The following is a 16,102-nucleotide window of genomic DNA, read 5'->3' on the forward strand; positions in this document are numbered from 1 at the left end:
CCTTGATCGCCGCCGCTCATCGAAAGGATCGCTACTGCTATGTCTTTGAAACGACGACTGGGTGTGCTCGTCACAGCCATGGTCACGGCTCTGACAGGCGTCGCGCTACCGGTGCAGACCGCATCGGCGCACGAAGCAGCGACGGTGCTCGTGTTCTCCAAGACCGCGGGCTTCCGGCACGATTCGATCCCCGACGGGATCAAGGCGATCAAGGAACTGGGGGCGCAGAACCACTTCGGGGTGGAAGCGACCGAGGACGCGGCGGCCTTCACCGACGCGAACCTCAAGCGCTTCAACGCGGTGGTCTGGCTTTCCACCACCGGTGACGTGCTGAACGCGGAGCAGCAGGCCGCGTTCGAGCGGTACGTGAAGGGAGGCGGCGGGTACGTCGGCGTGCACGCCGCCTCCGACACCGAGTACGACTGGCCCTGGTACGGCGAGCTGGTGGGGGCGTACTTCAAGTCCCACCCCCAGATCCAGCAGGCGAACGTCAAGGTCGAGGACCACGACCACGTGTCCACTCATGCCTTGCCGGAGACGTGGCCGCGGACCGACGAGTGGTACAACTACCGCGAGAACCCGCGCAGCGACGTCCACGTCCTGGCGAGCCTGGACGAGAAGAGCTACCAGCCCGGCGACGGCGCCATGGGCGATCACCCGATCGCCTGGTGCCACGAGAACTCCGGCGGCCGCTCCTGGTACACCGGCGGCGGGCACACCAAGGCCTCCTACGCCGAGCCGGCCTTCCTCAAGCATCTGGCGGGCGGCATCAAGTACGCCACCAAGCTGAGCGCGGCCGGCTGCGCCAAGGAGACCGAGCAGGACCCGGTCGACGCGGACTTCGACCAGATCACCCTCGCCAAGGGCGAAGAGAAGACCGGCGAGCCGATCGCGCTGTCCGTGCTGCCCAACCGCGACGTCCTGCACACCTCGCGCGACGGCCGCGTCTGGTACACCAGCTCCGGCGCGACCACGAAGCTGGCCGCGACGATCCCCGTCTACAACCACGACGAGGACGGCCTCCAGGGTGTCGCCATCGACCCGGACTTCGCGAAGAACCGCTGGGTGTACCTGTACTACGCGCCCAAGCTGAACACCCCGGCCGGTGACGCCCCGCAGAACGGCACCCCGGCGGACTTCGAACCGTTCAAGGGCTACAACCAGCTCTCGCGGTTCAAACTGGGCACCGACAACAACCTCGACCTCGCCAGCGAGCAGAAGATCCTCCAGGTCCCGGCCGAACGCGGCATCTGCTGCCACGCCGGCGGCGAGATCGACTTCGACGCACAGGGCAACCTCTATCTGTCCACAGGGGACGATTCCAACCCGTTCTCTTCCGACGGCTACACCCCGATCGACGAACGCGCCGACCGCAACCCGGTCTACGACGCGCAGCGCACCTCCGGCAACACCAACGACCTGCGCGGCAAGGTGCTGCGGATCAAGGTCGGCGGAGGAGGGAAGTACACGGTCCCCCAGGGCAACCTTTTCGCGCGCGGCACGGCCAAGACCAGGCCCGAGATCTACGCGATGGGCTTCCGCAACCCGTTCCGGTTCGCCGTCGACCGCAAGACCGGCTGGATCCACCTCGCCGACTACGGCCCCGACGCGGGTGCGGCCGACCCCAAGCGCGGTCCCGGCGGCACGGTCGAGTTCAACCTGATCAAGAAGCCGGGCAACTTCGGCTGGCCGTACTGCGTCGGCGACAACCAGCCGTTCATCGACTACGACTTCGCCACCGGCCAGTCGGGTGCGGCGTTCGACTGCGCCAAACCGAAGAACACCAGCCCGCGCAACACCGGGCTGACCGATCTGCCGCCCGTCGAAAAGGCGTGGATCCCCTACGACGGCGGTTCCGTTCCCGAGTTCGGCACCGGTCCCGAGTCCCCGATGGGCGGCCCGGTCTACCAATACGACGCGAAGAACCCGTCGCAGACCAAGTTCCCGGAGTACTTCGACGGCAAGACCTTCGCCTACGAATGGGAACGTAGCTGGATCAAGGAGATCACCGTCGGGCCGAACGGTGAACGCGGCGCCATCAAGCCGTTCTTCGACTCGATGGACCTCGTCCGCCCGATGAACGTCGAGTTCGGCCCGGACGGCGCGATGTACGTCCTCGACTACGGCACCGGTTACTTCGGCGGCTCCAAGGAATCCGCCGTCTACCGGATCGACTACACCAAGGGCCGCCGGACGCCGGAGGTCAAGGTGGCCGCGGACAAGACGTCAGGCCAGGCACCGCTGACCGTGAAGTTCGACCCGGCCGGGACGAACGACCCCGACGGTCAGGCGCTGACCTACGCGTGGGACTTCGACGGCAACGGCACCACCGACTCCACCGAGGCCAACCCGGTTTCGCATACCTACACCGCGAACGGCCAGTACACGGCGAAGCTTTCGGTCACCGACGCCACCGGGCTGACCGGGGCGGCGAGCGTGGTGGTCACCGTCGGCAACACCGCGCCGGTGGTCACGCTGAAGACGCCGGTCAACGGCAGCGTGTTCAGCTTCGGGGACACGGTCCCGTTCAAGGTCGAGGTCACCGACGCCGAGGACAACCCGATCGACTGCTCGAAGGTCACCGTCGAGTACATCCTCGGCCACGAGGGACACGGGCATCCGCTCAGCCGCGCGACCGGCTGTGAAGGCACCATCGCCACCCCCGCCGACGAAGGCCATGGCGCGGACGCCAACGTCTTCGGCGTCATCAACGCCAGCTACACCGACAACGGCGCCAACGGCGTTCCGGCGCTCACCGGCGAGGCGGAGTCCCTGCTTCAGCCCAAGCTGAAGCAGGCCGAGTTCTACACCCAGTCGAGCGGGATCGAGGTCGTCGGGCACGACGGCGCCAGTGGCGGCAAACGCGTCGGCCACATCGAATCCGGTGACTGGATCAAATTCGACCCGGTGAATCTCGTGGGTGTCCGCGGCATCGGCTACCGGGTCTCCTCCGGCGGCGCGGGCGGCACGATCGAGGTCCGCTCGGGCGCGGTGGACGGGCCACTGGTCCAGACGGTCACCGTCGCCAACACCGGCGGCTGGGACACCTATGCCGACATCCCGGCGTCCGCCATCACCGACCCCGGCGGCACCGGCCCGTTGTTCCTCGTGTTCAAGGGCGGTTCCGGCGGCTTGTTCGACGTAGACGCGATCACCTTCGAGGAGTCTTGATGAGCCGTCCGATCACGCTGTTCACCGGCCAGTGGGCGGATCTCCCGTTCACCGAGGTGTGCAGGCTCGCGAGCGAATGGGGCTACGACGGCCTCGAGATCGCGTGTTCCGGCGACCATTTCGAGGTCGACCGCGCACTGTCCGAAGAGGACTATGTGCCCGGCCGCCTGAAGCTGCTCGCCGAGCACGGCCTCAAGGTGTGGGCCATCTCCAACCACCTCGTCGGCCAGGCCGTCTGTGACGACCCGATCGACGAACGCCACCAGGCCATCATCCCGTCCAGGGTGTGGGGCGACGGTGAACCGGAAGGCGTCCGGCAGCGGGCCGCGAAGGAAATGGCCGACACCGCTCGCGCGGCGGCGAAACTCGGTGTGGACACGGTGATCGGCTTCACCGGATCGAAGACCTGGAAGTACGTCGCGATGTTCCCGCCGGTGTCGCAGGCGGTCATCGACGACGGCTACACCGACTTCGCCGACCGGTGGAACCCGATCCTCGACGTCTTCGACGAGGTGGGCGTGCGGTTCGCCCACGAGGTCCACCCGTCGGAGATCGCGTACGACTACTGGACCACGAAACGTGCGCTCGAAGCTGTCGGCGACCGTCCGGCATTCGGGCTCAATTGGGATCCTTCGCATTTCATCTGGCAGGACCTCGACCCGGTCGGCTTCATCCTCGACTTCGCCGACCGGATCTACCACGTGGACTGCAAGGACACCAGGAAGCGGTTCGACGGACGGAACGGACGGCTCGGCTCGCATCTCCCCTGGGGAGATCCCCGACGCGGCTGGGACTTCGTTTCGACCGGGCACGGCGACGTGCCATGGGAGGACTGCTTCCGCGCACTGAATTCGATCGGCTACTCCGGTCCGATCTCGGTGGAGTGGGAGGACGCCGGAATGGACCGGCTCCGGGGCGCGGCGGAGGCCGTGACCTTTCTGCGGGGGCTCCTGTTCGACAAGCCGTCGGCGGCCTTCGACGCGGCTTTCAGCAACCAGAAGTGAGGGCGGTTTCATGTGCGGTGAAGAAGCTGAGCAGTTCCACTCTCGACGGGCGCTCCTCCGCGGCGCGGCGACGGCGGCGGTCGCGGTGGGTGCGGCGGTAGCCCTGCCGGGCCTTGCCGGTGCCGCCACCTCGGACGAGGCGGAGACCCAGGGACACGGCCACCACGGTCGAGGCCGTGTCCCGGTGGAGAAGATCAGCATCCAGCTCTACTCCCTGCGCACCGCGCTGCAGGCCGATCTGCCGGGAACCCTGTCCGCGCTGGCGGACATCGGCTACCGGAAGGTCGAGCTGGCGGGCACCTACGGCCGCTCGGCCGAGGAGTTCCGCGGTCTGCTGGACAAGAACCACATCAAGGCGACGTCCACGCACACCGGCATCGACGGTGACCTCGACAAGACCATCGCGGACGCGAAGATCCTCGGGAACACCCGCGCCAACGTGCCGTGGGCGAACTTCGACACCATCGACGGCTGGAAGCAGTTCGCCGGCCGGATGGACACGGCGGCCCGGAAGTTCCGCCAGGCCGGTATCCCACTCGGCTATCACAACCACGCGCACGAGTTCGCGGCCATCGACGGCGTGCGCCCGTACGACGTGCTCACCAGGAACACGAACCCGCGTTACGTGCATCTGGAGATCGACCTGTTCTGGGCGGTGGAAGGCGGGATGGACCCGGTTTCGCTGTACCGGCAGCACTGTCCGCGCGTGGTGCAGTACCACGTCAAGGACCGGACCGCGGACGGGCAGATGGTCGACCCCGGCAAGGGCGTCATCGACTTCCCGCGCGTCTTCCGGCACACCCGTCCCCACCTCGCCGAGTACATCGTCGAGCACGACAACCCCACGGATCCCCTGAGCACCGCCCAGACCGGATTCACCTATCTCCGTAACGTCCGCTTCTAGCTGGGGAATCCACAATGGACAAGAACAAACGCGGGCTGTCCCGCAGATCGATGCTCGCGGGCACCGCGGCCGGGGTCATCGCCCCGGTCGTGGTGAGCGCGAGCGCCGGTTCGGCACCGGCCGCCGCGGCCGGGATGACCCGCAACATCACCGTCTACGCCGACTACGTTCCCGGTTCGACCCGGGTCGGTTACGGGCTCGAGCCCGGCAAGCCGACGATTCCCGGGCCGCTCCTGGAGTGCTACGAGGGCGACACGCTGGTGATCGAGCTGGTCAACAACACCGACCAGCGGCTCTCGATCCACCCGCACGGCGTCAACTACGACACGAAGTCGGACGGCTCGCCGTTCAACGACTCCTTCAACAAGCCCTACGAGACCAAGACCTACACCTGGAAGACCCGGACGGCCTACCAGGCGGCCAACGGTTTCTGGATGCCCGGCAGCGCGGGGTACTGGCACTACCACGACCACGCGTTCGGCGGCGACCACGGCACCGTGGGCCTGATGAAGGGTCTCTACGGCGGCCTGATCGTGCGCAAACGCGGGGATCTGCTGCCCAGCAAGCAGTTCACCGTGGTGTTCACCGAGATGTGGATCAACCACCAGGTCGCCCCGAACACGCCGATCTTCGAAGCGAACCTCGGCGAACGCGTCGAGTTCATCTGTATCGGGCACGGCAACCTGATGCACACCTTCCACCTGCACGCGCACCGCTGGGCGGACACCCGCACCGGCATGCTCACCAGCGCGACCGACAACGCTCCGATCCTCGACAACAAGACCCTCGACCCGGGGAACTCCTTCGGGTTCCAGGTGATCGCGGGTGACGGCGTCGGGCCGGGCGCGTGGATGTACCACTGCCACGTCCAGCAGCACTCGGACGACGGCATGTCCGGGGTGTTCCTGGTCCGCAACGCCGACGGCGGGATGCCCGCGGGCGCCCAGGAGGCGATCGATCGCTTCAAGGGACACCAGCACCCGACGTCCACTCCGGACGCCACCGGCGCTTCAGCCCATACCCACCACCAGTCTTGAAAGGAGCGAGAACTTGAGACGAATCTTTTCGCAACGTCGGCTCCGCAGACGGTCACTGGCCGCGCTCGCGGTCGGCGCCGTCGTCACCTCCGGGCTTCCGCTGGCCATCGCACCGGTGACCGCCGAAGCCGCGACGAACGTCCCGATCAACGTGCTGGTCTTCCACGGCACCGCCGCGGATCAGAAGGACCCCGTCCTGCGTGCCACGGACGCGATCGCGAGCCTCGGCCAGGCGAACGGGATCTCCGTTTCGTCCTCTTCGGACCCCGCGGTGTTCACACAGGCGAACCTCGCGAAGTACCGCGGCGTCGTCTTCCTGTCCGCGCAAGGCATCACGCTGAACCGTGACCAGGAAACCTCGCTGCAGAGCTACATGAAGGCCGGCGGCGGGTTCATCGGGCTGTCGGACGCGGCACGGGCCCAGGACGGCTCGCAGTGGTTCTCCGGGCTGATCGGCGCCCGTCCGGTGGGGGCGCGTCCCACGCCGGAGGCGGTCGCCTCGGTCACCGCGAGCGCGGAGAACGCGCCCAATGAGGGCAAGGAGAAGCTGGCCGACAACAACGAGAACACCAAGTGGCTGGCCTTCGCGAACACGGCGTGGATCGCCTACAAGCTGGCCGCGCCGGTCGCCGTGAGCAGCTACGCGCTCGTCTCGGCGAACGACTTCGCCGGGCGTGACCCGAAGAGCTGGACCCTGCAGGGCTCCAACGACGGGACCACGTGGACCGATCTGGACACCCGCACGAACGAGGTGTTCGCCGACCGGTTCCAGAGCCGCACCTTCACCTTCGCCAACACCACGGCCTACTCGAACTACCGGCTGAACATCACCGCCAACGCCGGTGAATCGGCTACCCAGCTGGCCGATTTCAAGCTGTTCAAGGACCAGTCGACCACTCCGCCGCCGCCGGAGAACGCTCCGGCCGAGGCCACGGTCGACGTCCTCGACAAGGCGAACCCGGCCACCGCGGGCCTGCCCCAGAAGTGGGTCCGCACGGACCGGTGGCTCAACTGGGAGGTCAACCCGGTCGGCACCGTGCACACGGTCGCGCAGGTCGAGGAATCGACCTACAAGCCGGGTGTCGGCGCGAACGGCGCCTTCCACCCGATCTCGTGGTGCCGTGACTACGACGGCGGACGTTCCTTCTACACCGGGATGGGCCGGACCGAGGCGAGTTATGGCGAAGCCCAGTTCCGCAGCCACATCCTGGGCGCGCTGAAGTGGACCACCGGCATGGTCCGCGGTGACTGCAAGGCGGGAATCGCGGCCAACTACAAGGTCGAACGCCTGACCGGGATCAACCAGACCGGTCAGCTGGATCAGATGGGCGAGCCGCACGGGCTCACCATCGCGCCGAACGGCCGGGTCTTCTACATCGGCCGCGCGGCCTGCGCCGGTAACGTGGTGCCCGCGCCGAACGACTGGACCAACCCCGAGATCGGCGCCGGCTGCGGCACGATCCACCAGTGGGACCCGGTCACCAAGAAGCCGAAGCTGCTCACCACGCTGAAGGTGATGGGCAACCGCGGCAGCGGCGACGAACTGGTCAAGAACGAGGAAGGCCTCCTGGGCCTCGTGCTGGACCCGAAGTTCAGCGAGAACGGCTTCATGTACGCCTACTGGATGCCGCACGCGTCGGTCGACATCGACAAGCGGATCGGCAAGCGCACGGTCTCGCGGTTCACCTACGACCTGAAGAACCAGACGCTGGACCAGGCGACCCGCAAGGATCTGCTGTCGTGGGACGTCCAGGTCCACAGCTGCTGCCACGCCGGTGGCGGCATGGACTTCGACAAGGACGGGAACCTCTACATCGGTTCTGGTGACAGCAACTCGTCGCAGGGCTCCAACGGGTACTCCGGCAACAACTGGACCCAGGACTACAAGGGCGTCTCGTTCCAGGACGCGCGCCGCACCGCCGGTAACACCAACGACCTCAACGGCAAGATCCTGCGGATCCACCCCGAGGCCGACGGTACCTACACCAACCCGGCCGGCAACCTGTTCCCCGAGGCCAACGACCCCGGGAACAAGACCAGGCCCGAGATCTACGTGATGGGCGTGCGGAACATCTCGCGTCTGCAAGTCGACAAAAAGACCAACTGGCTGACCGCCGCTTGGGTCGGCCCGGACGCGTCCTCGCCGAGTCCGGAACTCGGCCCGGCCAAGTACGAGACCGCCACGGTCATCACCGAGGCTGGTAACCACGGCTGGCCGTACTGCATGGGCAACAAGCAGCCGTACCGCGACCGCAGCAGCACCGACGCCGCGGTCCTCACCGGCTGGTACGACTGCGACAACCCGGTCAACACCTCGCCGCGAAACACCGGCCTGGTGAACCTGCCGCCGATCAAGAAGAACATGATCTGGTACGCGCCGGACGGCGGCGGACCGGTGTTCCCCAACCGGCCCAACAGCTCCGTCCCGACGTACAACGCGGCCGAAGCCACCTACACGCAGCCCTACCTCAAGGGCGGCGGCCAGGCGGTCATGACCGGGCCGACTTATCACCGCGAACTGGTCAACACCAACAGCGGGGTGGCGTGGCCCGCCTACTGGAACGACAAGTGGTTCATCGGTGACCAGAGCAACGGGCAGAACCGGATCGCGGTCACCGTCGACCCGAACGGCGTCTCGAAGCAGGATCCGCCGGTGTTCGCCGAGACCGTGCGGCAGATCATCCCGACCGGCGGTGGCGACAACAAGCTGAACCAGTGGATGGACGCCAAGTTCGGGCCGGACGGCGCGCTGTACGCGCTCGACTACGGCGGCGGCTTCTTCACCCTGACCAACAACCAGAAGCTGCTGAAGATCAGCTACACCGGCGGCGAGGCGACCCCGTCCGCCGCGGCGGCGTCGACCATGGTGCAGAACAAGCCGCTCACCGCGGCCTTCACCGGGTCGAAGTCCGGCGGCGTCTCCTACAAGTGGGAGTTCGGCGACGGCACGATCTCGACGCAGCCCGACCCGCGGCACACCTACCCGCGCACCGGGCTGTACACCGCCAAGCTGACCGTGACCTACGCGAACGGTGAGACGGTGACCGCGCGGAACTCGGTGAGCGTCGGGTGTTTCGTGGCGGATTCCAGTGCCACGGTGACCATCGGTGACACCGACACCGGGGTGACCAACCGGAACGCCGGTGGCGGCTGCACGGTCGACGACATGATCGACGACGAGAGCACGTGGACCTCCCACGCCGGTTTCGTCAACCACGTCACCCAGGCCGTGGACCGGCTTGGCGATCTCGGGGTGCTGAACGCGGCCGAGTCGGACAAGATCAACGCCGCGGCCGCCGCGTCGCCCATCGGCAACAAGGGCGTCACCGGTTACGACGCGATCTACGACGGCACGCCCGAGTCGTTCCGCAACTGGTCGCAGGCGCCGTCCGGGCAGTTCGCCATCCAGCCGGACGGGTCACTGCGACCGTCGGGCGGGCTGGGCATGCTGTGGTACTCGGCACGGCAGTTCGGCGACTTCTCGGTGAAGCTGCAGTTCAAGGACATCGCACCGAACGGCAGCGCCAACAGCGGTGTGTTCGTCCGGTTCCCGGATCCGCGCACTCCGCTGGAGCAGCGTCCGCCGGGCAGCTGCGGCACCGTCGGTTCGGCGAGGACGTCGCAGGCATGGGTCGCGATCTTCTGCGGCCACGAGGTGCAGTTGTACGACGGCGCCGCCGGTGAACCGCAGAAGACCGGGTCGATCTACAACTTCGACCCGCGGCCGCTGGACCAGGCGGGTGTGAAGCCGAAGGGGACCTGGAACGAGTACGAAGTCAAGGTCGTCGGGCAGAAGTACACGATCATCCGCAACGGTGTCGTGATCAACGAGTTCGAGAACGCGCCGGGGATCAACTCGTCGCGGGCGGGCGACCCGTCGACCGACTTCCGGCAGTTCGTCAGCGGGTTCATCGGTCTGCAGAACCACGGTGACAACGACCTGATGGAGTTCCGCAACATCCGGGTGCGGCAGCTGTAGCGCGAAAGCCGGCCGGGCGCGCGGGTTCGCGTGCCCGGCCGGTCTCCCTTGTACGGAAGGTTTCCCTGCGATGTCCCCAAGAACCCTCGTCGCGGCGTTGCTCGCCGCGGCGCTCGCGATACTGGGCCTGGTGTTACCGAGCTCCTCCGCCCCCGCCGTCGCCGCCCCCGTCCAGACCCTGGAATGGACCGCGGGCGACAGCACCGACCACTACCTCAGCGCGCCGACCACCGCGGTGGCGGGCGAGACCACGATCCTGTTCAAGAACACCGAAGCGCTCGGCTCGACGATGTCGCACACGCTGACGTTCGACACGTCGACGCCGGGCTACAACCACGACGTCAACCTGAACATCGTCGCCAACCCCTATGACGAGAAGAACGGCGAGCACCAGGCGACCGTGACGCTGACCCCGGGGAAGTACCGGTTCTACTGCACGATCCAGGGGCACAGCAAGATGTTCGGCGAGTTCGTCGTCACCGACGGCGGCGGCGCCGACACCACCCCGCCGACGGTGACCGCGAACGTCACCGGCACCAAGGACACCGCCGGGAACTACGTCGGTTCCGCGACGGTGAACCTGGCCGCTTCGGACAGCCAGTCCGGTGTGGACAAGGTCGAGTACCAGCTCGACGGCGGTGCCTGGACCGCGTACACGGCACCCGTGGTGGTTTCCGCGGCCGGTGCGCACATGGTCCACTATCGCGCGTCGGACAAGGTGGGAAACGTTTCACCGGAAGGGATGTCGTCGTTCACGGTCGTCACCGGGCAGCCAGGTGACACGACTCCGCCGACGGTGACTTCCGAGGTGACGGGCACCAAGGACACCGCGGGCAACTACGTCGACACCGCCACCGTGAAGCTCACCGCGACCGACGCCGGCACCGGCGTCGACAAGGTCGAGTACAAAGTGGACGAAGGCGCGTGGACCGCGTACACCGCTCCGGTCGCGGTCTCCGCGCCGGGGATGCACATGGTCCATTACCGCGCTTCGGACAAGGCGGGCAACGTTTCGCCGGAGGGCATGGCGCACTTCACCATCGTCAGTGGTGACACCACCGCGCCGACGGTGACCTCCGAGGTGACCGGGACCAAGGACACCGCCGGGAACTACGTCGGCAAGGCGACCGTGACCCTGACGGCGACCGACGCCGGTTCGGGTGTCGGCAAGGTCGAGTACCAGTTGGACGGTGGCCCCTGGCTGACGTACTCGGCGCCGCTCGCGCTGACCGTCGTCGGCGCGCACACGGTGAAGTACCGCGCCACCGACAAGGCGGGCAACGTCTCGGCGGAAGGCACGGCGACGTTCACCATCGTCGAAGGAGACGACAGCACCGCGCCGACCGTTTCGGTGGTGGTGAGCGGTGACCTGGACGGAAGCTGGTCGTACATCGAAGACGCGACCATCAACCTGACCGCGACGGACGCCGGGTCCGGTGTGGACAAGATCGAGTACCAATTGGACGGTGGAGCCTGGACGGTCTACACCGCGCCGGTGAAGGTGACCGAGCTCGGCACGCACACGCTGGCGTACCGCGCTTCGGACAAGGCGGGCAACGTCTCGGCGCTACAGGGCGGCGCGTTCACCATCGTCGGCCCGCCGCCGGGCCCGGACGCCTGCCCGGACTCCGACGTCCGTGACACCGTGATCCTCGGCACGGCGGACAGCCAGGTCGAGAACCGCGACACCGGCAACGGCTGCACGATCAACGACGTGATCGACGACGAGTCGGACTACTCGTCGAACGACCAGTTCGTGACCTACGTGCGAGCCGTGACGCAGGAACTCCTCGACGGCGAGGTCATCTCGTCCGACGAGCGGAACCTGATCGTCACGGCGGCGATCGACTCCGGCATCGGCGGCTCGACCGCGGAACCGGAACCCGAGCCGGAGCCCGAACCCGGCAAGACGAAGAAGCCGAAGACGTCGAACCCCGGCATGAAGAAGGTCGTGAAGACGCCTATCCGGGACGTCTGAGCCGGCTTCAGGCGAGCTCCATCGGTTACCTTTCTCGCGTCGCGCTCGTCATGTCCATGACGGGTTCGGCGCGAGAAAGGTATCGACATGACCGGCGAAGCCCTGGCCAGCGCGTTCGAGGAGCAGCGAGGGCGTCTGGTGGCCGTGGCACACCGGATGCTCGGTTCGCGCGCGGACGCCGAGGACGCCGTCCAGGAGGCCTGGCTGCGGCTGGCCCGGCAGGACGCCGACACGATCGACAACCTGTCCGGCTGGCTGACCACCGTCGTCGGCCGCGTCTGCATCGACGCCCTGCGTTCCCGCAAGACCCGCCCCGAGGATTCCTACGAGGAGCCGCCCGAGCTGCTCGTGCTCGAGGACTCGCCGGAAGAGGACGCGCTGCTCGCCGAATCGGTCGGCGTGGCGCTGGTGGTGGTGCTCGACACCCTCGGCCCGGCCGAGCGGCTGGCCTTCGTGCTGCACGACCTGTTCGGGGTCCCGTTCGCCGACGTCGGCGAGATCCTCGGCAAATCCGCCGACGCGGCCAAGATGCTCGCCAGCCGGGCTCGCCGGAAGGTCCGGGGACAGCGCCCGGCCGACGAGCCGCGGCAACGCGCTGTCGTCGAGGCGTTCCTCGCGGCCGCGCGCGAGGGAGACTTCGACGGTTTGATCGAGGTGCTCGACCCCGACGTGACGTGGCGTTCGCGGAGCAGGCACGGAGAGGTCGTGCGGCTCGGTGCGGCCGAGGTGGCCACGCGGGTCCAGCGCGGGGCGCGCGCCGCCGTCACCACCCGTCCCGCGCTGGTCGACGGCAAGGCGGGGATCGTGTCGTGGAGCAAGACCGGCAAGCTGCTCGGCGTGATGTCCTGCACCATCGTCGACGGCCGCATCGTCGAAATCGAGTCCGTGAGTGACCCGCGTCGCCTCGCGGCCATGGGTGTTACCTCTCGGGAGTCCTCCTCGTCGAAGTAAGTGAACACCGACGAGAAGGAGAAATCCCATGCAGGCACGGCTCGAATTCCTCAAGACCGCTCTCGCGCCGAAGCTGGTGAAGCACCTCGCTTCGGCCGCGAAAGTCGTCGACAGCAGCGAACTTCCTTTGGCGACAAGGGAACTGGTGAACATCCGGGCCAGCCAGATCAACGGCTGCTCGGGCTGCCTCGACATGCACACCAAGGACGCGGCGCACGCGGGGGAGACCACGACCCGGCTGAACCTGATCGCTTGCTGGCGAGAGGCGACGGTCTTCACCGAGGCCGAGCGCGCCGCGCTGGAGCTCACCGAGCAGGGCTGCCGTCTCGCCGACAGCGCCGGTGTCACCGATGAGGCGTGGGCGGCCGCCGCCAAGCACTACGACGACGAGCAGCTCGTGGCGCTGGTGACCCAGATCGCGCTCATCAACGCCTTCAACCGGCTGAACGTCATCACCCGGCAGCCGGCGGGCGACTACACGCCCGGCCAGTTCGCGGGGCATTGATGGACATCGCACTGTGGATCGTCGCCTGGCTGCTTGCCGTCATGTATGTCGTGTCCGGCATCGGGAAACTGTTCCTGCAACGGGAAAAGATCGCCGGGGTGGCGTCGGCCGCGGGCTGGGTGCTGGACTTCAGCCCGGGCACCGTGAAGTTCATCGGGCTGGTCGAGATCCTGGGCGCCGTCGGCCTGATCCTTCCGGCCCTGCTCGACATCGCGCCGGAACTCGTGCCGCTGGCCGCTCTCGGGCTGGCGCTGGTCATGGCGGGCGCCGTGGTCGTACGGCTGCGCCGCCGCGAGCCGATGGTCGCGCTGCTGGACCTCGGCTACCTCGCGTTGTGCGCTTTCGTCGCCATCGGACGCGCCTGAAGTACATGAAGGCCCCCATCCTGTAGCTAGGCGCAAGGATGGGGGCCTTCATGTACTTTTTACGGGATCAGGTGCGCTGCTTCGACCGTCCGAGGATGCGACGGCGGCCGTGGCCGTTCGTGCGTTCCTCGTGCAGTTCCTTCAGCGACAACATCATCGCGTCTTCCTGCTTCATCAGCGGGTCGTTGCGCAGGTCCTTCCAGACCGACACGCACAACCCGACCATCACGAACACGAACGGCACCGCGATCAGGATCGTCAGGTTCTGCAGACCGGTCAGCGCCTTGTTCCCGCCGACCAGCAGCATCACCGCCGCGACGGCGCCCATCAGCACGCCCCAGAAGATCACGACGGTCTTCTTCGGATGCACGCTTCCGCGCTGGGACAAGGTGCCCATCACCACCGACGCCGCGTCGGCACCGGAGACGAAGAAGATGGACACCAGGATCATCACCAGTATCGCGATCGGGATGAACCAAGGCAGGGTCTCGAGCAGTTCGAACGTCGCCGACTGGGCGCTGTCCGCGCCCGCGATGTCCGTCCCGGCCCGTTGCCTGCTGATCGCCGCGCCACCGAAGATCGCGAACCAGATCAGGCTCACGACGCTCGGGATCGCGATGACCCCGAAGATGAACTGCCGGATCGTGCGGCCACGCGAGATCCGCGCGATGAACATGCCGACGAAGGGCGTCCACGAGATCCACCACGCCCAGTAGAAGACCGTCCAGCCGCCGAGCCAGGTCTGCATCTCCGCGCCACCGGTCATCCCGGTGCGGCCCGACATCTCCGCCAGTTCGCGGAAGTAGTCGCCGATCGCACCCGGCACGATGTTGAGGATCAGCACGGTCGGCCCGACCACCAGCACGAACACCGCGAGCACCGCGGCGAGCACCATGTTGATGTTGGACAGCCACTGGATCCCCTTGGCCACACCGGAAACCGCCGAAGCGATGAACGCGATGGTGAGGATCGCGATGATCGCGACCAGCAGGCCCTTGCCGGGGTCGTCGATCCAGCCGACGGCGCCCATCCCGCCACCGACCTGCAGCGCGCCGAGGCCGAGTGACGCGGCCGAACCGAACAGGGTGGCGAAGATCGCCATGATGTCGATCGCCTTGCCCAGCGGGCCTTCGGTGCGCCGCTTGCCGATCAGCGGCGCGAACACCGAACTGATCAGCTGGGTGCGGCCCTTGCGGAAGGTGCTGTAGGCGATCGCGAGACCGACCACCGCGTAGATCGCCCACGGGTGCACGGTCCAGTGGAACAACGTCGTCGCCATCGCGGTGTGGACGGCTTCGTCGGAATTCGGGGCCGCGGTGCCCGGAGGCGGGCTCGCGAGGTGGGAGACCGGTTCGTACACCCCGAAGAACATCAAGCCGATGCCCATGCCGGCGCTGAACATCATCGCGATCCACGACGACGTCCGGAATTCGGGCAGTTCCTTGTCCCCGCCCAGCGGGATCCGGCCGTAGCGGCTTATGGCCAGACAGACCGCGAAGAGCACGAAACCGCTCGCTGTCAGTACGAAAGCCCAGCCGCCGTACGGGATCACGGCGTCGTTCAACAGGGTCGACGCGACACTCGCGAGGTTTTCCGGGGCCAGCACACCCCAGACGATGATCGCGAGCGCGAGTGCCGCGGCCACACCGAAAACGGTCCGGTCGGTCTCGGCGGGGCGTTCGGAGGCGAGGTCGAGGGGGACGTGCTCATCGGGCGGATGGCCCGGGCCTGTCGTATCCGGTGCGTGGGCGAGGTCTGTCGCGGTCTCCGCGCCTACCTCTTCTTCCGCTTGTTTACCGTCCTGCGAACTCATGTTCAGCCACGCGCCGATGACAGCGCGATCTCCTTCCGCCCGTGTTAACCCGTTTGCACCACTGCACCCTAACCAGAAAACTGGTAACCGGCAGAAAATGCGGGCGAAGAGGTTTAAACCGGTATATGCGGTTTGACCTCGGCGGATGTGGGCTTCGTCAGCGGCCCCGGCGGGGAACGTGTCTCTCGTGACACCGGGTCATCGACATCGTGGCCTTCGGAGTGGCTTCAGACTGTCGCGCCGCCCCGCCGGAAGGGCCTGGTGAGCGGGTCGCCACCGGCGACGTCCGGCCGTCCGTGCCGCGTGTGGTTGCGGTTCAGGAGGTAGGTGACGAGGGCGATCAGGGCGAGGGTCACGATGATTGCGGTCATGGCAGTAAGTTTGCGCCACGAGAT

11 protein-coding genes are annotated in these 16,102 nt (G+C 67.2%); 9 read left to right on the plus strand and 2 right to left on the minus strand.

All coding sequences use genetic code 11. The features are described from left to right. Window positions 1-78 precede the first annotated feature (78 nt). The 9 genes from DL990_RS26680 to DL990_RS26720 all read left to right on the plus strand — a co-directional run bounded on the left by DL990_RS26680 (window position 79) and on the right by DL990_RS26720 (window position 13,894). Window positions 79-3,171 carry a ThuA domain-containing protein gene (locus DL990_RS26680; RefSeq protein WP_125800513.1) on the plus strand — a complete coding sequence of 1,031 codons (3,093 nt, stop codon included), beginning with the start codon at window positions 79-81 and terminating at the stop codon, window positions 3,169-3,171. Beyond that, window positions 3,171-4,175, plus strand: coding sequence for a sugar phosphate isomerase/epimerase (locus tag DL990_RS26685; protein WP_125785811.1), 1,005 nt, complete (start codon window positions 3,171-3,173; stop codon window positions 4,173-4,175). The genes DL990_RS26680 and DL990_RS26685 overlap by 1 nt, the downstream gene beginning before the upstream one ends. A gap of 10 nt (window positions 4,176-4,185) precedes the next feature. Beyond that, window positions 4,186-5,079 carry a sugar phosphate isomerase/epimerase gene (locus tag DL990_RS26690; RefSeq protein ID WP_125785812.1) on the plus strand — a complete coding sequence of 298 codons (894 nt, stop codon included), beginning with the start codon at window positions 4,186-4,188 and terminating at the stop codon, window positions 5,077-5,079. Between the two features lie 14 nt (window positions 5,080-5,093). Next, on the plus strand, window positions 5,094-6,116 hold the full coding sequence (locus DL990_RS26695; RefSeq protein WP_125785813.1) for a multicopper oxidase domain-containing protein: 1,023 nt from the start codon (window positions 5,094-5,096) through the stop codon (window positions 6,114-6,116). A gap of 13 nt (window positions 6,117-6,129) precedes the next feature. After that, on the plus strand, window positions 6,130-10,095 hold the full coding sequence (locus DL990_RS26700; protein WP_125800283.1) for a ThuA domain-containing protein: 3,966 nt from the start codon (window positions 6,130-6,132) through the stop codon (window positions 10,093-10,095). Between the two features lie 70 nt (window positions 10,096-10,165). Next, window positions 10,166-12,073 (plus strand): copper-binding protein, encoded by a 1,908-nt coding sequence (locus DL990_RS26705; protein ID WP_125800284.1) that lies wholly within the window; start codon window positions 10,166-10,168, stop codon window positions 12,071-12,073. An 87-nt stretch (window positions 12,074-12,160) separates the two neighbouring features. Continuing rightward, a complete protein-coding gene (locus DL990_RS26710) occupies window positions 12,161-13,024 on the plus strand; it encodes a sigma-70 family RNA polymerase sigma factor (protein ID WP_125800285.1) in 864 nt (287 codons plus the stop codon). 28 nt (window positions 13,025-13,052) lie between these two features. Then, entirely contained in the window at window positions 13,053-13,529 is a 477-nt protein-coding gene (locus DL990_RS26715) for a carboxymuconolactone decarboxylase family protein (RefSeq protein ID WP_125785817.1), read from the plus strand. Then, window positions 13,529-13,894, plus strand: coding sequence for a DoxX family protein (locus DL990_RS26720; RefSeq protein WP_125800286.1), 366 nt, complete (start codon window positions 13,529-13,531; stop codon window positions 13,892-13,894). The genes DL990_RS26715 and DL990_RS26720 overlap by 1 nt, the downstream gene beginning before the upstream one ends. 67 nt (window positions 13,895-13,961) lie before the next feature. Here the strand turns inward: DL990_RS26720 and DL990_RS26725 are convergent, their stop codons facing one another. Both DL990_RS26725 and DL990_RS41540 read right to left on the minus strand, forming a co-directional pair. Further along, the gene (locus DL990_RS26725) at window positions 13,962-15,707 is read right to left on the minus strand and encodes a BCCT family transporter (RefSeq protein ID WP_199746611.1); all 1,746 of its coding nucleotides are present in this window, start codon (window positions 15,705-15,707) and stop codon (window positions 13,962-13,964) included. A 227-nt stretch (window positions 15,708-15,934) separates the two neighbouring features. After that, entirely contained in the window at window positions 15,935-16,078 is a 144-nt protein-coding gene (locus tag DL990_RS41540; RefSeq protein WP_199746612.1) for a hypothetical protein, read from the minus strand. Window positions 16,079-16,102: the final 24 nt, after the last annotated feature.

This window comes from Amycolatopsis sp. WAC 01416, from assembly GCF_003947485.1.
GTDB lineage: Bacteria > Actinomycetota > Actinomycetes > Mycobacteriales > Pseudonocardiaceae > Amycolatopsis.

Bases quoted from the DNA above. Each gene is read 5' to 3' on its own strand.
- DL990_RS26705 (WP_125800284.1), top strand. From the start codon at position 10,166: ATGTCCCCAAGAACCCTCGTCGCGGCGTTGCTCGCCGCGGCGCTCGCG.
- DL990_RS26685 (WP_125785811.1), top strand. From the start codon at position 3,171: ATGAGCCGTCCGATCACGCTGTTCACCGGCCAGTGGGCGGATCTCCCG.
- DL990_RS26680 (WP_125800513.1), top strand. From the start codon at position 79: ATGGTCACGGCTCTGACAGGCGTCGCGCTACCGGTGCAGACCGCATCG.
- DL990_RS41540 (WP_199746612.1), bottom strand. From the start codon at position 16,078: ATGACCGCAATCATCGTGACCCTCGCCCTGATCGCCCTCGTCACCTAC.
- DL990_RS26715 (WP_125785817.1), top strand. From the start codon at position 13,053: ATGCAGGCACGGCTCGAATTCCTCAAGACCGCTCTCGCGCCGAAGCTG.
- DL990_RS26720 (WP_125800286.1), top strand. From the start codon at position 13,529: ATGGACATCGCACTGTGGATCGTCGCCTGGCTGCTTGCCGTCATGTAT.
- DL990_RS26710 (WP_125800285.1), top strand. From the start codon at position 12,161: ATGACCGGCGAAGCCCTGGCCAGCGCGTTCGAGGAGCAGCGAGGGCGT.
- DL990_RS26725 (WP_199746611.1), bottom strand. From the start codon at position 15,707: ATGAGTTCGCAGGACGGTAAACAAGCGGAAGAAGAGGTAGGCGCGGAG.
- DL990_RS26695 (WP_125785813.1), top strand. From the start codon at position 5,094: ATGGACAAGAACAAACGCGGGCTGTCCCGCAGATCGATGCTCGCGGGC.
- DL990_RS26690 (WP_125785812.1), top strand. From the start codon at position 4,186: ATGTGCGGTGAAGAAGCTGAGCAGTTCCACTCTCGACGGGCGCTCCTC.